The sequence below is a fragment of the Polynucleobacter sp. JS-Fieb-80-E5 genome, from assembly GCF_018882015.1.
GTDB lineage: Bacteria > Pseudomonadota > Gammaproteobacteria > Burkholderiales > Burkholderiaceae > Polynucleobacter.
This window is the reverse complement of the sequence record NZ_JACVPH010000004.1, coordinates 140,432-160,732: the sequence shown is the minus strand read 5'-3', so window position 1 is coordinate 160,732 and position 20,301 is coordinate 140,432. Positions and strand designations below refer to the sequence as shown.

22 protein-coding genes and 1 tRNA gene are annotated in these 20,301 nt (G+C 45.5%); 13 read left to right on the top strand and 10 right to left on the bottom strand.

The annotated features are described in order from the left end of the window. Positions 1 to 5: 5 nt before the first annotated feature. Both trpD and trpC read left to right on the top strand, forming a co-directional pair. A complete protein-coding gene (gene trpD / locus ICN44_RS07495; protein ID WP_216263344.1) occupies positions 6 to 1,031 on the top strand; it encodes an anthranilate phosphoribosyltransferase in 1,026 nt (341 codons plus the stop codon). Between the two features lie 10 nt (positions 1,032 to 1,041). Then, on the top strand, positions 1,042 to 1,845 hold the full coding sequence (gene trpC / locus ICN44_RS07490) for an indole-3-glycerol phosphate synthase TrpC (RefSeq protein WP_216263343.1): 804 nt from the start codon (positions 1,042 to 1,044) through the stop codon (positions 1,843 to 1,845). Here trpC and ICN44_RS07485 read toward each other — a convergent pair. Continuing rightward, positions 1,826 to 2,395 (bottom strand): hypothetical protein, encoded by a 570-nt coding sequence (locus ICN44_RS07485; RefSeq protein ID WP_255537496.1) that lies wholly within the window; start codon positions 2,393 to 2,395, stop codon positions 1,826 to 1,828. The genes trpC and ICN44_RS07485 overlap by 20 nt on opposite strands. A 104-nt stretch (positions 2,396 to 2,499) precedes the next feature. On the opposite strand from ICN44_RS07485, the gene ICN44_RS07480 reads away from it, so the two are divergent. Then, on the top strand, positions 2,500 to 2,850 hold the full coding sequence (locus ICN44_RS07480; protein ID WP_072583415.1) for a hypothetical protein: 351 nt from the start codon (positions 2,500 to 2,502) through the stop codon (positions 2,848 to 2,850). A 71-nt stretch (positions 2,851 to 2,921) separates the two neighbouring features. On the opposite strand, the gene ychF is transcribed toward ICN44_RS07480, so the two are convergent. Next, a complete protein-coding gene (ychF, locus tag ICN44_RS07475; protein WP_216263342.1) occupies positions 2,922 to 4,016 on the bottom strand; it encodes a redox-regulated ATPase YchF in 1,095 nt (364 codons plus the stop codon). Positions 4,017 to 4,056: 40 nt separating this feature from the next. Between ychF and ICN44_RS07470 the strand changes: the two genes are divergently transcribed. The 4 genes from ICN44_RS07470 to ICN44_RS07455 are packed head-to-tail and all read left to right on the top strand — an operon-like array spanning position 4,057 to position 8,583. Further along, entirely contained in the window at positions 4,057 to 5,331 is a 1,275-nt protein-coding gene (locus ICN44_RS07470; protein WP_216263341.1) for an FAD-dependent monooxygenase, read from the top strand. Next, positions 5,324 to 6,040, top strand: a complete 717-nt coding sequence (locus ICN44_RS07465; RefSeq protein ID WP_216263340.1) for a DsbC family protein — start codon at positions 5,324 to 5,326, stop codon at positions 6,038 to 6,040. Before ICN44_RS07470 ends, ICN44_RS07465 begins: the two co-directional genes overlap by 8 nt. A 5-nt stretch (positions 6,041 to 6,045) precedes the next feature. Continuing rightward, positions 6,046 to 7,827 carry a M61 family metallopeptidase gene (locus tag ICN44_RS07460; protein WP_216263339.1) on the top strand — a complete coding sequence of 594 codons (1,782 nt, stop codon included), beginning with the start codon at positions 6,046 to 6,048 and terminating at the stop codon, positions 7,825 to 7,827. A gap of 6 nt (positions 7,828 to 7,833) precedes the next feature. Continuing rightward, positions 7,834 to 8,583 (top strand): uracil-DNA glycosylase, encoded by a 750-nt coding sequence (locus tag ICN44_RS07455; RefSeq protein ID WP_216263338.1) that lies wholly within the window; start codon positions 7,834 to 7,836, stop codon positions 8,581 to 8,583. Here the strand turns inward: ICN44_RS07455 and ICN44_RS07450 are convergent. Further along, entirely contained in the window at positions 8,572 to 8,868 is a 297-nt protein-coding gene (locus ICN44_RS07450; protein WP_255537489.1) for a hypothetical protein, read from the bottom strand. The genes ICN44_RS07455 and ICN44_RS07450 overlap by 12 nt on opposite strands. Before the next feature lies 1 nt (position 8,869). Here ICN44_RS07450 and hemA point away from each other — a divergent pair, with 1 nt between their 5' ends. The 5 genes from hemA to rmuC all read left to right on the top strand — a co-directional run bounded on the left by hemA (position 8,870) and on the right by rmuC (position 13,842). Continuing rightward, complete coding sequence (hemA, locus tag ICN44_RS07445) at positions 8,870 to 10,186, top strand: glutamyl-tRNA reductase (protein WP_216263337.1); 1,317 nt, start codon at positions 8,870 to 8,872, stop codon at positions 10,184 to 10,186. Further along, a complete protein-coding gene (gene prfA / locus ICN44_RS07440; protein ID WP_216263336.1) occupies positions 10,187 to 11,266 on the top strand; it encodes a peptide chain release factor 1 in 1,080 nt (359 codons plus the stop codon). Beyond that, positions 11,267 to 12,124 (top strand): peptide chain release factor N(5)-glutamine methyltransferase, encoded by an 858-nt coding sequence (gene prmC / locus ICN44_RS07435; protein WP_370624883.1) that lies wholly within the window; start codon positions 11,267 to 11,269, stop codon positions 12,122 to 12,124. 106 nt (positions 12,125 to 12,230) lie between these two features. Next, positions 12,231 to 12,539, top strand: a complete 309-nt coding sequence (gene grxD, locus ICN44_RS07430; protein WP_216263334.1) for a Grx4 family monothiol glutaredoxin — start codon at positions 12,231 to 12,233, stop codon at positions 12,537 to 12,539. Positions 12,540 to 12,567: 28 nt separating this feature from the next. Then, the gene (gene rmuC / locus ICN44_RS07425; protein ID WP_216263333.1) at positions 12,568 to 13,842 is read left to right on the top strand and encodes a DNA recombination protein RmuC; all 1,275 of its coding nucleotides are present in this window, start codon (positions 12,568 to 12,570) and stop codon (positions 13,840 to 13,842) included. Between the two features lie 88 nt (positions 13,843 to 13,930). Here the strand turns inward: rmuC and ICN44_RS07420 are convergent, their stop codons facing one another. After that, the gene (locus ICN44_RS07420) at positions 13,931 to 14,515 is read right to left on the bottom strand and encodes a phasin family protein (RefSeq protein ID WP_216263332.1); all 585 of its coding nucleotides are present in this window, start codon (positions 14,513 to 14,515) and stop codon (positions 13,931 to 13,933) included. Between the two features lie 196 nt (positions 14,516 to 14,711). Here ICN44_RS07420 and ICN44_RS07415 point away from each other — a divergent pair, with 196 nt between their 5' ends. Next, positions 14,712 to 16,040 carry an MFS transporter gene (locus ICN44_RS07415; protein ID WP_216263331.1) on the top strand — a complete coding sequence of 443 codons (1,329 nt, stop codon included), beginning with the start codon at positions 14,712 to 14,714 and terminating at the stop codon, positions 16,038 to 16,040. Between the two features lie 56 nt (positions 16,041 to 16,096). Here ICN44_RS07415 and ICN44_RS07410 read toward each other — a convergent pair. From ICN44_RS07410 to petA, 6 genes are all read right to left on the bottom strand, one after another. Beyond that, positions 16,097 to 16,172 (bottom strand) — tRNA-Thr (locus tag ICN44_RS07410). An 18-nt stretch (positions 16,173 to 16,190) separates the two neighbouring features. After that, positions 16,191 to 16,598, bottom strand: a complete 408-nt coding sequence (locus tag ICN44_RS07405) for a ClpXP protease specificity-enhancing factor (RefSeq protein WP_216263330.1) — start codon at positions 16,596 to 16,598, stop codon at positions 16,191 to 16,193. Between the two features lie 29 nt (positions 16,599 to 16,627). Further along, the gene (locus ICN44_RS07400; protein WP_028819209.1) at positions 16,628 to 17,239 is read right to left on the bottom strand and encodes a glutathione S-transferase N-terminal domain-containing protein; all 612 of its coding nucleotides are present in this window, start codon (positions 17,237 to 17,239) and stop codon (positions 16,628 to 16,630) included. Between the two features lie 99 nt (positions 17,240 to 17,338). After that, positions 17,339 to 18,112 carry a cytochrome c1 gene (locus tag ICN44_RS07395; protein ID WP_216263329.1) on the bottom strand — a complete coding sequence of 258 codons (774 nt, stop codon included), beginning with the start codon at positions 18,110 to 18,112 and terminating at the stop codon, positions 17,339 to 17,341. A 41-nt stretch (positions 18,113 to 18,153) separates the two neighbouring features. Then, complete coding sequence (locus ICN44_RS07390; RefSeq protein ID WP_216263328.1) at positions 18,154 to 19,554, bottom strand: cytochrome bc complex cytochrome b subunit; 1,401 nt, start codon at positions 19,552 to 19,554, stop codon at positions 18,154 to 18,156. 10 nt (positions 19,555 to 19,564) lie between these two features. Next, positions 19,565 to 20,167 (bottom strand): ubiquinol-cytochrome c reductase iron-sulfur subunit, encoded by a 603-nt coding sequence (petA, locus tag ICN44_RS07385; RefSeq protein WP_216263327.1) that lies wholly within the window; start codon positions 20,165 to 20,167, stop codon positions 19,565 to 19,567. Between the last annotated feature and the right edge of the window lie 134 nt (positions 20,168 to 20,301).

Here is a 20,301-nt window from a genome sequence, read left to right as displayed (position 1 = left end):
GCGCTATGTCAATTACTCCGCAAGAAGCTTTACAACGCTGCATTGAACATCGGGAACTATTTCATGATGAAATGACAGCCATGATGAGGCTCATCATGAGCGGTGAAATGGCACCAGAGTTGGTGGCTGGATTGTTGGTTGCCTTGCGCACTAAAAAAGAAACCGTTGGCGAGATTGCTGCTGCTGCACAAGTAATGCGAGAGTTTGCTACCTCAGTAAAAGTGGATGACCGCAAGCACTTGGTGGATGTGGTGGGCACGGGTGGTGATGGTGCTCATACCTTCAATATTTCTACTGCAGCGATGTTTGTAGCTGCGGGTGCAGGAGCAAAGATCGCCAAACATGGAAATCGCAGTGTCAGCAGCAAATCAGGCAGTGCAGATGTATTAGAAGCGCTTGGCGTAAATCTGGCTTTATCCGCCGATCAAGTCGCCAAGTGTATCGCCACTGTTGGTGCTGGCTTTATGTTTGCCCCGAACCATCATCCAGCGATGAAGAATGTAGTTCCCATTCGCAAGCAACTTGGTGTCCGGACTATCTTCAATATCCTTGGCCCACTCACCAACCCAGCTGATGCCAAACGGATTTTAATGGGTGTATTTCATGCTGACCTGGTTGGTATTCAGGCACGTGTATTACAAGCTTTGGGAATGGAGCATGCTCTCGTTGTGTATGGGCGAGACGGCCTAGATGAAATTTCCTTAGAAGGTCCAACCTTAGTTGGCGAACTTAAAGATGGCGTAGTGCGTGAATATGAAATTCATCCAAAAGATTTTGGATTAAATACTGCTCCCACCAACAGCTTTAAAGTGGCTAATGCTGAAGAGTCTAAGCAGATTGTCTTGGATGTGCTCGATGGCAAATCAGGACCCGCAAGCGATATCGTCTGCCTTAATGCTGGAGCCACGCTCTATGTAGCTGGAGTAGCCAAAGACATTGCTAGCGGTATTGCCCTGGCTAAAACAGCCATCACCTCTCGAGCAGCCCGTCAAAAGTTAGATGCTTTTGTTGCAGCAACCCAATCTCAATAATTGATTATTCATGAGCGATATCCTCAATAAAATTGTTGCCACCAAAAAGATTGAAGTGGCTAATTGCCTGCAGAAAATATCGCTTGCTAATCAACGTGAGCAAGCCGAAGCCAACAATCGTGACGCTCCTTTAAAGCCAAGAGGCTTTATTCAGGCTATTGAAAACAAGATTTCCGCTGGCAAGGCAGGAGTCATTACTGAAATCAAAAAGGCAAGTCCAAGCAAAGGCATTTTGCGCGATAACTTCGTTCCAGCAGATATTGCCCAGTCCTACGAAAAACATGGTGCAGCTTGTCTATCAGTTCTGACTGATGTGGATTACTTTCAAGGCTGTAATGCCTATCTGCAAGAAGCTCGATCCGCATGCAATATCCCAGTATTACGCAAAGACTTCACCATAGACCCGTATCAAGTTTATGAAGCTCGTGCAATTGGCGCTGATGCAATCTTGCTGATCGTGGCATGCCTAGAATTAAATCAAATGAAAGAGCTCGAGGCTTGCGCTCATGAATTAGGTCTAGATGTTTTAGTCGAAGTACACAATGCCCCAGAATTAGAGCAAGCGCTAGAGCTCAAGACGCCATTACTTGGAATTAACAATCGCAACCTCAAAACCTTTGAGGTAACACTGCAAACCACCCTCTCCCTAATGTCCATGGTTCCAGACAATAAAACCTTAGTAACCGAGTCTGGGATCTTGAGTCGCGCTGATGTAGAGCTCATGCGCAACAATCAAATCAACGCATTCCTGGTCGGGGAGGCATTTATGCGCGCCAAAGATCCAGGCACAGCCCTTAGTGAGCTGTTTTCCTAGTCTCTCGCAATAGATCTAAGCAGTATTTGATCAAAGAGATCAGAAGCAACGAACCCAGCACATCACCAATAAACATCACTAAAAAGTGATTCACGCTACCCGTATCTTCAAGGGTCATCGTAGCGAACCACCACTGATGCAGTCCCGCTGAAAGTAGGGAATAAATCAAAATACATGCAATGAGTTTGGGGAAATTGAGATTACCTAAGTCTGACTCAAGGCGAAGATTGCTAAAAACAAAAAATCTAGCCAGGTAAGGTGCAAACCCTGAAATTAATCCAACCCCAATACACACCGTCAAGTCGTGCGGGAAATCGCCGTAATAGCTAATTAAAAATGAGGCTATAGCAATTCCAATGGCGCCGGGTAAACCAAAAATCAAGGTCAGAAATAATCGGAGACCAGCAGGTAGGTAAATCCAATTCACCCCTAAGCCAAAAGTAATAGTGTTGGTAAGCCAGCTATTGCAATAAAAAAGAAGTGTGTACGCCATCGCACTAATAGCGCACCCAAAAAGCCATTCCGAATAACTTGCGAATAATTTAGACATTGTTATTAGTATGGATTAATTTTTATTGATGCGCATCAATTGCTAAAATCAGACCAAGGGAATACACTAGTACTAGCCTTAGAGCTAATACAAATAAATACTATATGTCATCTACTAAACCGTCACCCTACATCAAGTTCCTTAACTTGATTGATGCCCTCGATCGAATCAACCCAGGCAAGAAGCTGGATTGCATCGAAGAGAGTTTGCTCGATAGGATTGTTTCTTGCGCCCATGCCAAGCAAGCAATTTTGGTTGGTGATTTGATTTCCATTTCAGACCTAGGCTCACAAGCTACTTTGCATGGTCGACTTAAAAATCTCAGCGCTTTGGGCTATATCAAAATGGCTGCCAATGCTGATGGTCGTAAAAAGGAAGTGTTGCCTACCAAGATTGCTCTAAAGCGCTATGAAGAAATCTCTAAATGCTTAGAGAAGGCAGCAAAAGCCTCTTAATTGTTACAGCGCCACTGCATAAGCCAAAAGCCCTGAAAAGGGCTTTTTTATCTGGTAGAAATAAGAGAGCTTTAGACGTTAAACAAGAAGTTCAATACATCTCCATCTTTAACAACGTACTCTTTACCTTCCGCGCGCATCTTACCGGCTTCCTTGGCACCAGACTCTCCTTTGAACTGCACGAAATCTTCGTAGGAGATTGTCTGAGCACGAATAAAGCCACGCTCAAAGTCTGTATGAATCACGCCAGCAGCTTGAGGCGCTGTATCTCCAACATGGATAGTCCAAGCGCGAACCTCTTTAACTCCTGCCGTGAAATAGGTTTGTAAACCAAGCAATGAATAACCCGCACGAATCACCCGATCTAAGCCTGGCTCTTCCATTCCTAAGTCAGCCAAGAATTCAATCTTGTCTGCTTCTTCTAAGTCAGCGATCTCAGCTTCAATCGCAGCGCATACAGCAACGACTGGAGCATTTTCTTTTGCCGCATGTTGCTTCACCGCCTCGAGGTGTGGATTATCTGAGAAGCCATCTTCTTTGACGTTTGCAACATACATCGCAGGCTTAGCAGTAATCAAACACAAGGGTTTAATCAATAATTTTTCGTCGTCACTCAGATTCAAACTGCGCACTGGCAGAGCAGAATCTAGATGAGTCTGCACTTTGGTCAGAACAGCAACCAATGCGGCAGCCTCTTTATCATTGCCAGACTTAGCGGCCTTGCTTGAGCGATTCAGGGTTTTCTCAACTGTTGCCAGGTCCGATAAAGCCAATTCGGTATCAATTACACCAATATCTGCAATGGGATCAATTTTTCCAGCAACGTGAATAACGTTAGGATCCTCAAAACACCGCACAACATGGGTAATGGCGTCTGTTTCACGAATATTCGCTAAAAACTGATTACCAAGACCTTCGCCTTTCGAGGCACCAGCTACCAAACCAGCAATATCGACAAATTCGACTGCTGCAGGCAGGATGCGCTCAGGCTTCACGATCTCAGCCAAGGCGGCTAGACGGGGGTCAGGAACCTCAACAACGCCCACATTAGGCTCAATCGTGCAGAAAGGATAGTTTTCCGCTGCGATTCCAGCCTTGGTAAGCGCATTAAAGAGGGTAGATTTGCCGACGTTAGGCAGGCCGACGATGCCACATTTCAAAGACATAGCGTTATTGTAAAGGGGCTGGTTTCGATATCATCGAGTTATGTCAGAAGTTCACCCAAATCACGTGCCCAAGTCCCCCGCCCATTCCACCCAAATCCGCACAGTAGACGTTGTTGTGGTCGGCGGAGGCATTACTGGCAAGGCTTGCGCCCTAGGTCTAGCCCAGCTTGGCTTACAAACCATTGAAATTGCCCCCGATTTAGGAGAAAACGTCCCAAGTCCGCAAGGCGCTCAATGGGGCCAAAGAATCTATGCTTTTTCTCCAAGCACCCAAAAATTACTGGCTCATTTGCACATTTGGGATGCAATTGATCACAGTCGCCTGCAAGCAGTCCGAGATATGCGCATCTACGGTGATCGAGGCGAAAAAAATGATCAACTCCATCTTTCTGCATTTGAAGCGGGCACTCCACAACTTGCCTGGATTGGAGAAGCCAATTTAATTGAGCACACCATCGATCAAGCTTCGCGTTTTCAGAATAAGTTAGAACGCATCAATGATGTTGTGGAAAAAATTCTAGTAGATACAGATGGAAGTACCCTACATTTAAAAAATGGTGGGTGCATTCGTGCGCAACTCGTGATTGCAGCTGACGGCGCCAACTCACCGATTCGTCATGAATTGGGTATTAGCGCGAGTGAAGAAAGTTATTCACAAAGTGCAGTGGTTGCCAATTGGCTTTGTGACTATCCCCATTTAGAAACTGCCTTCCAATGGTTTTTGCCGGGCGGCGATATTGTTGCCATGTTGCCCTTGCCAGGAAAACAAGTATCGATGGTTTGGTCTACTTCCCCAGAACATGCAGCTGATTTATTAAAGCTAGATCAAGCGCAATGGCTAGATCAATTCTCCTCGATTGCTCATGGTGCAATTGCCAAACAATTAGGTGCGCTGACTCTGAACTCAGTACCAGCAGCGTTCCCTTTAAGAAAGATTCGAGCCAAACGATTTATCGGGCCAGACTCCTCTCCGAAGGTTGTGCTCATTGGTGATGCCGCCCATGTCATGCATCCACTAGCTGGGCAAGGCCTGAATCTGGGGCTTCGAGATGTTGCGGTACTACTGAATATTTTGGGCAAGCGTGAATCGTTCCGCTCACCTAGTGACCTGGTATTACTAAGGCGCTACGAACGACAACGTCAAGGCGACACTAGTGCACTCTTATGGGTGACCGATAAACTCAAGAAATTATTTTCTGCAAGCAGCAGTACTGAACGCCAGCTCCGTAACTGGGGCTTAGGTCTTGTAAATAAAAGCCACTTTATAAAACAGCGCTTAATTGAACGCGCTTTAGGAGAGATTGATTTTGAATAAATTGTTATCTGCGATTGCATTCATTGGCGCCGCCCTGATTTGCACTACCCCACTTCATGCACAACAAGAACAGCAATTGAAGACTGAGATCCAAAAGAAGTTAGGCACCAATGCCAAAGTGAAAAGTGTTTCACCAGCTCCAATTTCCGGCCTTTATGAAGTACTAGTTGGCAATGATATTTTTTATACCGATACCTCGGGGAAGTACCTGATTCAAGGAGAAATCATTGAGCTCGCATCCGGTAAAAATATTACCGAGCAAAGACAAGCAGACTTAAACCGCATTAAATGGAGTGAATTGACGACTGCCAACGCAATTAAAAATGTTCGTGGCAATGGTAGTCGCCAGCTAGCAGTCTTCTCCGATCCAAACTGTGGCTATTGCAAGCGTCTAGAGAAATCCCTACAGCAGCTTGATAACGTCACCATCTACACGTATCTAATTCCAATCTTGTCGCCGGATTCTGCGCAAAAGTCCAAGCAAATTTGGTGTTCTTCTGATCCCTATAAGACGTATATTGACTGGATGGTGAATGGCATTGCACCTAGCGGCAAGGGGGAGTGCAGCACACCACTAGATAAAAATATGGCTTTCGCAAAGACCTATGGAATCACGGGCACGCCGACTTTATTCTTCACGGATGGCAGTCGCTTCCCTGGCGCGGTACAAATTACTGATATCGAAAAGAAATTTAGCTCTCTGAAATAAATATCATGAACCATGCCGACTTACCCGAAATTCAATATACGGTCTGGCCGGCAGACCTGCATGGCCATCGCTATCGCGTCAAGTTGCATATTGCCAACCCTGATTCTGATGGTCAGGTACTTCAAATGCCGACCTGGATTCCAGGAAGTTATTTAATTCGTGATTTCAGCAAACATGTTGAGTCAATTGAAGCATTTTCAGTAGAAGGCGCTAAGAGAAAAATAACGCTCGAACGGATTGATAATGACCATTGGCGCTTACCACCATGCAATGGTCCGATAGAGGTGCTCAGCACTGTTTATGCTTTTGATTCTTCAGTGCGGGCCGCTTATCTAGATACCGAGCGCGCCTTCTTTAACGCTACCAGCCTATGTCTAGCCGTCAAAGGGCAAGAGCATTTACCTTGCTCACTCGCTATCACGGCGCCAGAACTTGCCTTTGCGGATCACTGGACAGTTCAAACCACCTTGAGAGCGGCCAAGACAGATGAGCGTGGGTTTGGTTTTTATCTGGCGCAAAATTATGATGATTTATTGGATCACCCTGTAGCCATGGGCGAGTTCCAACTGGTGCACTGGAAGTCAAATGGTGTGACACACCGCATGGCAATACAGGGCTGTAACCATATTGTTGACGCCAAACGCCTTGTACAAGATTTACAAGCAATCTGCACCAGCACTATTGATCTCTTTGAGCCAAAATCTAAGCGTGCCCCTTTTAGTGAATATCTTTTCTTAGTCAATGCGGTATTAAATGGCTATGGTGGCCTTGAGCATCGTAATAGCACTGCACTACTCTGCAGGCGCGATCAAATTCCCCAAGAAAATATTCTCTTTGAAGAATCTGCATATAGAGAATTTTTGGGCTTGTGTAGTCACGAGTATTTTCACGCATGGCTGGTTAAGCGTATTCAGCCAAAAGCCTTTCAACCGTATGATCTGGCCAAACGTAATCACACTCGCTTACTGTGGGTGTTTGAAGGCTTCACCAGTTACTACGACGATCTCCAACTGCTGCGTAGTAAACGAATTGACCTCAAGACTTATCTAAAACTCGTTGCGGATAACTGGAACGTGATCTTGCGCGGTCCTGGGCGCCATAAGCAAAGCCTAGCTGACAGCTCTTTTGATGCCTGGACCAAGTATTACCAAGCAGATGAGAACACCCCAAACACGGTTGTCAGCTACTACGGTAAAGGCGCCTTAGTTGCGCTTGGTCTTGATTTACAGATTCGGGCATTCACTAAAAATAAACAGTCTCTAGATGACCTCATGCGCCTACTTTGGAATAAGCATGGCGTCACCTTGGACGGCATTACAGAAGACGGACTAGATGATTTGATTTTTGAATTACTAGGTAATGGCTTTAGCAAAATCTGGAATGAAATGAAGGCTCGCTATATTTTTGGTACAGAAGATATTCCTCTGCAAAAATGGATTAGCTCAAATCTCATTTCTGTAAAAACAAAATCTCAATCTACGCTTGAAAAACTCAAGCTACAGTTTGGAATGCGCCATACAGATGCCAATGGCTGGCTTAAGGTTACCCATGTGCTTGATGGCGGGATTGCTCAAGCAGCAGGCCTATCAGCCGGTGATTTACTAGCCAGTATTGATGGGCAGCGTGTCACTGCCGCCCGCTGGGACAGAATCCTAGGTAGCCTGTCTGAAAACTCGCATACTCGCATTACTTTCTTTCGCGATGATCTAGAGCATGAGCGTATGGTTTCAATACAATCTGCCGAGCTACCTGTGCAATATGAGCTGACACCTAAGAAAGATGTCTAATCGAAATTGAAAGCACTATTTTCAAAAGATGACATCCCAAAAGATTGGCGAGAATTACTGGGAAATTATTTCGAGTCAGTAGATTGGCGCTCACTAGAAAAAAATTTGCAGACTGCTCTTGATGCTGAAGTTGTTCGACCAGAACCTCAGAACTTTTTTAAAGCCCTCAAACTTTGTCCTGTTAATTCTGTAAAGGTGGTGATCTTGGGTCAAGACCCCTACCACTCACCAGGGCTGGCTCAAGGACTGGCCTTTTCTATTCCCGCTGAGATTGCAGTCAATTCAAGAGAATTTCCCAGCTCACTACGGAATATCAGTAAAGCATTGGCGTTAGAAGGTTTTGGCCCTTTACCAAACGGTGATCTACACAATTGGGCCGAGCAAGGGGTGCTACTTCTCAATACTGCTTTGAGCGTCAAATTGGGTGAGGCTGGCAGCCATACAAGTCTCGGATGGAAAAGCTTGATTGATCATTTAATCAGCGCTTTATCCAAAACAAGACCACATTTACTCTGGATGCTATGGGGTGGTCATGCCCAATCTAAACTGCCTCTCATTGAAGGCGGTCAGAATCCCTTGATATTGCAATCCTCCCATCCATCTGGACTTGGCGTATACAAGACGGATAAGCCTTTTTTGGAGCCTGGAGGCAAGGCCAGCTGCAGTCACTTCACCAAAGCAAATCAATGGCTGATTGAACAAAAGGGCTCGCCCATTCAATGGGTGGAGAACAATCAGACCAACTTATTTAGCTAAAGCAGTAAAAATACACCCCACCGCACAGGCAGCAAAAATAGCGCTGGCCCACTCGAGGATTTGCCCTGATTGGAAAAGATCCCAGTATTGCCCTGCATACGAGCTAACAGCCGCCGCAATAAATCCTAGTAAGAAGGCAATCAGAATCCTACCGGGCTTGACCCCGTCAGAAGCTCCGGGGTAAAAAATCCAGGCTGACACCCCAGAAACACCCCCAATCACCAGAAAAGCCAAAAACCCCATTGATACCCCCATTAATGCTGCCATCAAATCTATAATTACCATTATGAAGTTGTTGACACTCGGCATCAATCATCACACAGCGCCGGTCGCCATTCGGGAAAAGGTCGCCTTTGACCCTGAATTTCTTCAAGAAGCGTTGCACGATCTTCGCCAACATTTAGTTGGCGCGAATCAGGCCGGGCTGCCCGAAGCTACGATTTTGTCAACCTGCAACCGCACCGAGGTCTACTGTGCTGCAAATGATGCCAGCGCCGCAGGTCTTTTGCATGAAGCTACTTTCGATTGGCTGGCCAAAACTCAACAGCTTGCACCAAGCAGTCTTGAGCCTCACATTTACTCGTTACCGCAATCAGATGCAGTGCGACACGCTTTCAGAGTTGCGTGTGGTTTAGATTCCATGGTAATTGGTGAAACACAAATCTTAGGTCAAATGAAAGATGCGGTTCGCACTGCAAACGATGCTGGTGTATTGGGAACCTATCTCAATCAACTTTTCCAGAAAACATTTGCAGTCGCTAAAGAAGTGCGCGGCTCTACTGAAATCGGTGCACACTCTATTTCGATGGCTGCAGCTTCTGTTCGTCTCTCAGAACGTATCTTTGAAAAAATTGCAGATCAAAAGATTTTGTTCATTGGTGCCGGTGAGATGATTACTTTATGCGCAACGCATTTTGTTGCGCGCAAACCGAAGAATGTAGCGATTGCTAACCGCACGATAGAGCGCGGTCAAGAGCTCGCAGACTCCATTTCCTCGCAAGACGTTGAAGCCGAATCCTTCAAGCTATCGGAGCTCCCAGGACGACTACATGAGTTCGACATTATTGTTTCTAGTACCGCCTCATCCCTGCCCATCATTGGTCTGGGCATGGTGGAGAGTGCTCTAAAACAGCGTCGCCATAAACCAATGGTGATGATTGATTTGGCAGTACCGCGAGATTTTGAACCTGAAATCTCTAGGCTGGATGACATCTATCTTTACACCGTTGACGACTTAGGAAAGATGATTCAGACTGGTGCCAACTTACGTCAAGCGGCAGTAAGCCAAGCTGAAGCGATCATCGAAGATCGTGTTGGTAACTTTATGCATTGGATGCAAGGCCGTAATGCGGTTCCACTGATTCAGGATATTCAGCAGCAAGGTGAACGTTTACGTCAACTTGAACTTGAGCGCGCAATGAAACGCTTGATGCGTGGCGATGATCCACAGGAAGTGCTCAATGCCATGGCACAAGGCCTAACCAATAAATTTCTGCATGGCTCACTCCATGCATTGCAACACTCTAATGGCGCTGAGCGTGACGCCTTGATTAAGTTGTTGCCCAAACTATTCGCCTCGCATTCCAAGCCAGAAGACCATTAGATGAAGCCCAGCATGCGGGCTAAGCTAGACCACCTAGACACGCGCTTAGCCGAACTTAACTCCTTATTAACCTCCGAAGAAGCAACCAAAGACATGGATGCTTATCGGAAGCTCACGCGTGAACATTCCGATATCGCTACTGTAGTAGAGCAGTTTGGCCTTTATAAGCAAGCCGAGGCGGATGCCCAAGCAGCAGAGGAAATGCGCAAAGATCCTGAAATGAAGGACTTTGCCGATGATGAGCAGAAGCAGGCTTTGGCTACGATGGAAGAGCTTGCAGGCACATTACAAAAGCTCCTGCTTCCTAAAGATGAAAATGATGATCGCAATGTTTTCTTAGAGATTCGTGCCGGCACCGGTGGTGACGAGAGCGCACTCTTTGCTGGTGATCTACTACGCATGTATAGCCGCTTCGCTGAACGCCAAGGCTGGAAAGTAGAAATGGTCAGCGCTGCTGAATCTGATTTGGGTGGATACAAAGAAGTTGTTCTTCGCCTCGTCGGTCAGTCTGTTTACTCACGACTCAAGTTTGAATCTGGTGGTCATCGCGTACAGCGTGTTCCACAAACCGAAACGCAGGGTCGCATTCATACATCAGCCTGTACTGTGGCAGTCATGCCAGAAGCAGATGAACTGGAGGCGGTCAAAATTAATCCCGCAGAGTTGCGTATTGATACCTTCCGCGCCTCAGGTGCTGGTGGTCAGCATATTAATAAAACGGATTCTGCAGTCCGCATTACTCACCTGCCAACAGGCACCGTAGTTGAGTGCCAAGACGATCGCAGCCAACACCGCAATCGTGAACAAGCCATGAAGGTATTGGTTTCTCGCATCATGGATGCTAGAGAGCGCGAGAAACATCAACTTGAGGCGCAGACTAGGAAGTCGCTGGTTGGATCGGGCGATCGCAGCGATCGCATTCGCACCTACAACTTCCCACAAGGCCGCATCACCGACCACCGCATCAATCTCACTCTTTATAAAATTGATGCCATGATGGATGGCGATATCGATGATCTGTGTAATGCGCTTGCATCTGAACATCAAGCAGAGTTACTTGCTGCCCTTGGTGATAGTTAAGTGATCACGCAAGCCGTGAATCAGAATTTGAGCCTACGCTCTCTATTAAGGGATTCAGCACTAGTCCCTGCTGAGGCAAAAATTCTAATGGCCTATGTCCTTGAAAAGCATTACCAACTTCCACGCTCTGCTTTGCTTTCCCGAGATGATCTAGAGCTCAATGCTAAGGCGCTTGAAGAGTGGAAAATACTCGAATCTAGGAGAATTCAAGGTGAGCCAATTGCCTATCTGATTGGCAAAAGAGGCTTTCACAATATTGAGCTTTATGTTGCTCCTGGAGTGCTGATACCGCGCCCCGAAACTGAGCTCTTAGTAGAAATTGGTTTGCGTGAAATCAAGCGCTTGAATGCTCCGACCAAAATTCTGGATTTAGGGACGGGCTCGGGTGCGATTGCTTTGGCAATTGCGCATGATGCTCCAAATGCACAACTTACTGCAACTGATCAATCCATAGAAGCGCTAGAAATTGCCAAAATAAATGCCAAGCTATTGAATATTGAGACTCGAGTACAGTTTTTTCAGGGAAGCTGGTATGAAGCGATCGAAGCCAGAGCTTCTTTTGACATCATTCTGAGTAATCCGCCGTACATCACATCCCAAGATTCACATCTAAACCAAGGTGACCTGCGCTTTGAGCCGATTTCTGCCTTAACTGATCATGGCAACGGACTTACCTGCTTAGAAACCATTATTTTAGGCGCCAAATACCATCTCAATCCCAATGGCCTGCTTGCCGTTGAGCATGGATTTGACCAATCAGAAGCGGTTGTAGCCCTCATGCAGCAAGCTGGTTTTCAGGATATCCAAATACATTTGGATTTAGGCGGCCATTACCGCGTCGCCTCGGGCAGAAAATAGGTTGAAATAACCTTTTTTCATATTAAGTCTTAAAATCGATAAAACCTTATTTTCAAACCGTCTTTGCAATAAGACTACCTCAGTAGAAACTTAGTAGAAAGAATATATGGACTCACAAGCTCAAATTAAAGAAATCGTTACTAGCCATCCAGTGGTGTTATTCATGAAGGGAACTGCGCAGTTTCCACAGTGTGGTTTTTCTGGAAACGCCATTAATATCTTGCGCGCTAGTGGTGTTGAAAAACTCCATACCGTGAACGTCCTTGAAGATGCTGGAATTCGTCAAGGCATTAAAGAGTTTGCAAATTGGCCAACGATTCCCCAGCTTTATATCAATGGTGAATTTATTGGTGGCTCTGACATCATGACCGAAATGTTCCAGTCTGGTGAACTTCAAAAACTCGTTAAAGCTTAATCAAGTTTTTCGCTGAGACTTTGACGCTGTGACCTTTGATTTAAGCTCTCTTCTATTATTTGGCCTGCCATTTGGAGTTTGTGCAGGCCTTTTAGTTTATGCCTTAAACCTACGCTCCACCCTTGCTCGCGTTGAGCTGCAAGCCCAAACAGAGCTTGCATTAGCCCTCAGCTTGCGCACCGAGCGTGACCAAGCGCTACAAAATGCGATTCGCTTAGAGGCAGAGTTAGACTCTGAACGCAAACAAGGTCTTGGCAGAATTGAATCGCTCAATGAAGCAAAAGAAGCTCTGACAAATCAGTTCAAAAATTTAGCTAACGAAATTCTAGAAGACAAGTCAAAGCGTTTTACCGAACAAAATACTGCTAGCCTGGATGCGCTATTAAAGCCACTGCAAACCAAACTCACTGAATTTAAAGAGCAAGTCAGCACTTCTTATGGCAATGAAGCTCGTGAGCGCCATGCGCTTAAAAGTGAAATCGAGCGCTTGGCTAATCTCAATCTGCGCATGTCAGATGAAACGCGCTCTTTAACCCAGGCATTAAAAGGCGACTCTAAGGTTCAAGGTAATTGGGGAGAGTTGGTATTAGAGTCCATCCTGGAATCCTCTGGTCTACGCAAGGGTGAAGAGTATCTTGTGCAAGACAGCCGCACGCAAGTTGATGGCTCACGCCTACAGCCTGACGTCGTCATTAAGCTACCTGAAGGCAGAAGTCTGGTTGTTGATAGCAAAGTATCCATAACGGCCTATGCCCGTCATGCCGAAACTACTGACTCCGCGGTTGCAGAGCAAGAACTGGCTGCACATATACAGTCTTTGCGACAACATATCCAAGGCTTATCTGGAAAGAACTATAGCTCGCTTTATGGAGTGGGTTCAGTAGACTTTGTTTTAATGTTTGTACCGATAGAGCCTGCATTCTTACTCGCATTAAAGACTGCGCCCAATCTGTATCAAGAAGCTCTGGCGAAAAATATTGTATTGGTATGCCCAAGCACTCTCATGGCAACATTACGAACAGTTGCCCATCTCTGGCGACAGGATCATCAAAATCGTAATGCATTAGAAATCGCAAAACAATGTGGCAACCTTTACGATAAGTTTGTAGGCTTTGTAGATGATCTAGAAAAGCTTGGCCAACGATTAGATCAAGCGCAAACTAGCTACCACGATGCATTCAGCAAATTAAAAACCGGTAAAGGCAATCTCATCCGCTCAGCCGAAAAGGTTCGTGAACTAGGCGTGAAGCCCAGCAAGAATCTATCTCCACCCCTGATTGAGTCTTCATCTGATTTCGAATAATGTAGACAAACAAAAACCTCGCTTAGTTTGCACCAAGCGAGGTTTTTTAATACCGACTACTTAATCAATACTCTAAGTCAGCAACCAATTAAGCAGATTTGCGGCTACGTGATGCAGGTGTAGCAGCTTTTTTAACTTGAGCGATTTGACCTTGTACAGTTTCGATTGCTTGTTCAGCAGTTTTCTCTGCAGTAGCAAAAGCTTCTTTGCTAGCAGCGCGGAACTGTTCAAAACCTTGCAATGCGCTACCGTATACAGTCTTGAATGAAGACAAGAAAGTTTCTGAGCCAGCAGGTGCATTAGCAGCAACAGTGTTGATCCAATCTTGGAAACCATCTTGCAACTGGTCAATGCTTGCATCAACTACGTTTACAAATTCTTTATTGCTATCACGCAATACTTTGCTAACTTTCTTTTGGTATGCAACAGCTTGGTTGCCAGCTGATTGCAAAGTTTCTGCATTTAGCATCTCAGTAACTTGCTTAGGATCTTTCGCTGTCAAAACTTGCTGAATACCGTCTTGAGCATTAACCAAAACATCTTTGGAAGCAGCGTAGTTCAGTTCAGCCAATTTTTGAGCATTTTCCAAAGCAGCTTCGCTCAAAGAAAATGTAGCCTCAAGGCCCTTGCTATTAATTTGGGACAATTTAGCGGTGATTTGATCTTGGTTCATGTATTTCTCCAGAAATTAAGTGGTACAACTAGTCAATTAAGCGCACGATTTAAGAGATGGAAAACTGTTGATACCTTAAATATTGCACTGCACCATCAAACTGTAACTGAAGGAATATGACAAATCAAGAAGTTTTTGCTGCTACGCAACAAATATATTATCTAAATAAAATAAACTTAATATAATCAATAACTTAATGTCATATCAGAATTCTCATTCCTATCGAAAAGTTGCTATTGCAGCCTGTTTTGGAACCTTTTTAGAGTGGTATGACTTCCTGACATTTGCAACCTTGGCAGTGGTTTTTGCCCCGCTCTTCTTTCCCTCAACAGACCCCAATACAGCCCTTTTAGCGAGCCTGGCGACTTTTGGCGTTGGAATGGTAGTCAGACCCATTGGAGCTGCCCTATTTGGCTCTATGGGCGATCGGATCGGCCGTAAACCGGTTTTCATGATCACCATTGCATTGATGGGGATAGCAACAGTGAGCGTTGGCTTTTTACCTACTTATGCCCAAGTAGGCATTTGGGCGCCCATTCTGCTGGTTGCCTTACGCTTACTTCAAGGACTCTCTGCCGGCGGTGAAATCGGCGGCAGTGCCGTCTACCTCACCGAACATGCTGGCAATGAGCGCAGGGGATTTAAGACTAGCTTCCTCCAACTCATGGGCCCTCTTGGCATTCTGTTCTCCACCTTGCAAATTGCATTACTCAGAAGTCAGTTGTCACCAGAAGAATTTCAATCCTGGGGTTGGCGTGTGCCGTTTTGGATTTCGATTGCGCTATTGCTCATTGCATTCAAAGCGCGCATAGCTTTAGAAGAAACACCTGTTTTTTTAGAGCTGAGTAAATCCCATCAACAATCTGCAAGTCCACTACTCAATAACTTCCGCGACCCGCAAACTCGCAAACGCATGTTTTTGCTTTTCTTCTGTATCTCAGCTGGCGGGGCAGTACTTTTCTTTTGCGTACAAGTCTATACAGCGATTTTTTTAAAAACCTCTGTGAAGCTGGCGCCCGAGTTAGTTGATCAACTCAGCATTTATGCGACTCTAGCCTTATTTCCACTCACTATTTTTGCTGGTTGGTTGTCGGACAAGATTGGTCGTAAACCAGTAGTTGTTTGCGGACTATTCTTAGGTGCGGCATTTATTCTGCCGGCGTTTCATCTGCTCAAGAATATCGGCATGAAATATCTCAACAACCCAGCCGACACTTTCAATCTTATTTTGATAGGCTCACTACTTATCAGCTTATCTCTAGCACTTGCTTTAGTGGTCGGCCCTCAGACTGCCATGTTAGCGGAACTATTTCCTGCTAAAACCAGAAACAGTGCAGCAACCCTTCCCCATAATTTAGCTGCCGGATGGATTGGTGGCCTACTTCCTTTAATCGTTACTTGGTTAAATCAACGTTGGCAAAGCGACAGCGCCGGACTGTGGTATCCCACTTTATTTTTAGCAAGCGCAGCTATTGTGGCCCTTCTGTATCTGCCAGAAACCAGAAAAACAAATCTACATCTGTAATTAAAGTGCCAAAGAAAAAAGCTTCTAAGCGATTAACTTAGAAGCTTTCAAATGCTTGGTGCCCCTTGTCCGACTCGAACAGACCACCTACTGATTACAAATCAGTTGCTCTACCAGATGAGCTAAAGGGGCAACGGGATATATTTTATCCTATTTCACAATCTTCAAGGATGGTCTCGTAGTTTTAGGCTTTTCAGGGGTCTGATCTTCAGAATCCGCAATATGAAGATCACGGGCCTGATCTGGATCAAATGGGAAAGACATCCCTTGCCCATTTTCCCTGGCGTAGATTGCAAGTACATGGGTGACTGGGACCATGATCTTTCTTGGAATACCACCAAATCTCGCTTGGAAGCTTATCCAATCGTTTTCTATCGCCAGTTGATGACATGCCTCCAGGGAAAGATTTAGGACGATCTCATCGTTCTTCACAAACTCCATGGGCACTTCTACCCTAGCATCCACAAAAACTGCTATGAAGGGCGTAAAACCAAAATCCGTGCACCATTGATGTAGAGCACGGATTAGATATGGTTTATTGCTTGGAATGTCAGACATGCCGACGAGTCATGTACCGCTAGAAATGCTTAGCGGCGCATTACCTTCTCAGAAGGAGTCAAAGCCTCGATGTACGCAGGTCTGCTAAAAATACGCTCAGCGTATTTCAGCAAGGCTGCTGCATTGCGAGAGAGATCGATGCCATAGTGCTCAAGACGCCATAACAATGGTGCAATCGCAACATCCAGCATAGAGAACTCATCACCCAACATGTATTTGTTTTTAACAAAAATCGGCGCCAACTGAGTCAAACGATCACGAATCGCTAAACGTGCTTTTTCGTGAGTCTTTTCAGCAGCCTTACCTTTTTCGTTTTCCAGGGCAGCTACGTGTACAAACAATTCTTTCTCGAAATTGAAGAGGAAGAGGCGTGCGCGTGCGCGTGCTACTGGATCAGGCGGCATTAATTGTGGGTGAGGAAAACGCTCATCAATATATTCATTAATGATGTTTGACTCGTACAAAATTAGGTCACGTTCAACCAAGATAGGCACTTGGCCGTAAGGGTTCATTACCGAAATATCTTCAGGCTTATTGAACAAGTCGACATCGCGGATTTCAAAATCCATGCCTTTTTCAAAAAGCACCAAACGGCAGCGTTGCGAGAATGGGCAGTTAGTACCCGAGTACAACACCATCATAAATTTATTTCCTTAAATTTCTACTTCAATACAACAAACGCACAACAGCGTTAAATCTTTTCACTAATGGGCCCTAGCCTCAGGACCCATCAAATTCAATTAGTGAATATCTTTCCAATAGGCCTTATTTAAACGCCAAGCCAACAGGGTAAAGATTGCCAAGAATAAGAGGACCACTACACCAAGACGCTTACGCTCCAACTGAACTGGCTCAGCCATCCATGACATGAACGCAACCAAGTCAGCGATATTGTCGTCATACTCTTGTATGCTCATTTTGCCGGGAGTTAACTGCTCAAACCCAACAAAAACTTCCTCTGTTCTGCTTGGGTCATGCGGATCTTTATGCTCCTCAAACTTCGCAGCACGCTCACCCTGTAACTGCCAGAGAACGTGTGGCATACCAACTTTAGGGTAGACCAAATTATTCCAACCAGTTTGGGTCGTGTCATCTTTATAAAAAGTACGGAAGTAGGTATAAAGCCAGTCCGCTCCACGAGCACGAGCCTCAACTGATAAGTCAGGCGGAGTCTTACCAAACCAAGCTTTAGCTTCTTTTGGTGTCATCGAGATGGTCATCAAATCACCCACTTTGGCATCAGTCAAAATGAGGTTGTCTTTGATTTGTTGATCGGTCAAACCAATATCGCGCAAACGGTTGTAACGCATACTTGCGGCTGCATGGCAGTTCAAGCAGTAGTTCACAAATAACTTTGCACCGTTTTGCAATGAGGCATTGTTACTAACGCGGTTGGGGGCTTGATCCAAAGGAAAGCCGCCTTCATTTGCATTGGCATTCACGCCAAAGCTCAGGGCCGCAACCAATACTGTTACTTGGCAGACGCCCATCAAAGTTTGCAGAATTTGTTTCATACTAATTCCTAAGTTCTCTTTGCCAGTATCTCAGGCGTGAATTAATGGGACTTAAAAGTAACGCGTGTTGGAACTGGCTTAAATTTACCAAGCGTGCTCCAGAACGGCATTCCTAAGAAGAAGCCCAGATAATAAATAGTGCATACCTGAGAAATCTTTTCAAATACTGGTGATGGTGGCTGAATACCTAAGTAACCCAAGATCACAAAACTCACCACAAATACACCATAAATATACTTATGGAAATCTGGGCGATAGCGGATAGATTTCACTGGTGAGTGATCAAGCCAAGGCAAGAAGAACATGATCACAACAGAACCGCCCATGATCACAACACCCCAGAACTTAGCATCAAATAAGTAGAAGCCAGCCGCCAATACGAGAGCGATTGCAGCACATGCGCCCTTCACCTTGAGATTTTTAGTCTTCAGAGCAAACATTCCGAGAATGACTGCCAAGAAGATCCATAAAGGCAGCAAGAAGTTCGTTGTAGTTGCACGCAACATTGAGTAGAACGGTGTGAAATACCAAACCGGAGCAATGTGCGGAGGTGTTTGGAATGGGTTCGCAGGAACAAAGTTATTTGCTTCGAGGAAGTAACCGCCCATCTCCGGCGCAAAGAACACAATACACGCAAACACCATCAGGAATCCACCCAGATACATTACATCATGCACGCTGTAATAAGGATGGAATGGGATGCCATCAACTGGATGGCCATTCGCATCTAAGTTCTCTTTAATTTCAACGCCATCTGGATTGTTTGAACCTACTTCATGCAGAGCCAAAATATGGGCTGCAACCAAGCCAACCAATACCAATGGAATTGCAATCACGTGGAATGCGAAGAAGCGATTAAGGGTTGCATCGCCTACAACATAGTCGCCACGCAGCCATAAAGATAGATCTGGGCCAATGAATGGAATTGCAGAGAACAAGTTCACAATCACTTGAGCACCCCAATAGGACATTTGACCCCATGGGAGCAAGTAACCGAAGAATGCTTCACCCATCAAACACAAGAAAATTGCGCAACCGAAGATCCAAATGAGTTCACGAGGTTTGCGATAAGAGCCGTAGATCAAACCACGGAACATATGCATATAAACCACCACAAAGAACATAGAGGCGCCAGTGGAGTGCATATAGCGAATCACCCAGCCCCATGGAACTTCACGCATGATGTATTCAACTGACTCAAAAGCCTTCGCAGCATCAGGCTTGTAGTTCATGGTCAAGAAAATACCGGTAAGTATCTGATTTACCAACACTACGATTGCTAATGCGCCAAAAATATAGAAAAAATTCAGATTTTTTGGAGCGTAGTACTCGCTCATATGACGCTTAAATGCTTCTGTTACAGGTAGACGTGAGTCAACCCAAGCCATTAGCTTTTGGGCTGCAGAAGCGTCTGCTGGAACTTCTTTTTCGTGGAATGCCATTTATCTCTCCTTAGGCCTTCTTATCTTCGCCAACCAGAATCTTGGTGTCGCTCAAATACATGTGTGGCGGCACTTCAAGGTTATCTGGGGCTGGTTTGTTCTTAAATACACGGCCTGCCATATCAAATGTGGAACCATGGCATGGGCAAAGGAAGCCGCCTGGCCAAGTGTTTGGTAAGGATGGCTGAGGACCGGCCTCAAACTTAGCATTAGGAGAGCATCCCAAGTGGGTGCAAATACCAACCACCACCAGGTACTCAGGCTTGATAGAACGCCACTGATTCTGGGCATAAGGAGGTGTGAATTGGGATGGGTCACGCAATGAATTCGGATCAGCTAATTCATTATCAATTTTGGACAACTCAGCGACTTGCTCAGGCGTCCGACGAACTACCCAAACAGGCTTACCGCGCCACTCCACCATTCTCATTTCATCTGGCTGCATACCAGAGATATCGATTTCAACAGCAGCTCCAGCGGCTTTTGCACGCTCAGAAGGCTCAAAACTGTCTACAAAAGGGTAAAGGGCTGCGGCTGCACCTACGCCACCAACCGCCGATGTGGCGATCAACCAGTTACGGCGATCCTTGTCCATACAGGGCTTGTCACTCATTTACAAAATTCCTAAAAAGGGTATTTATGGGTGGAAATTGCTTAAAGGTAGGATTTTAAAGTAAAAAGTGGGGTAAGCAAGAAAGTTATGGGGTTAATCTCGGGTTAATCAGGATCTAAATCAAAAGGAGGGGA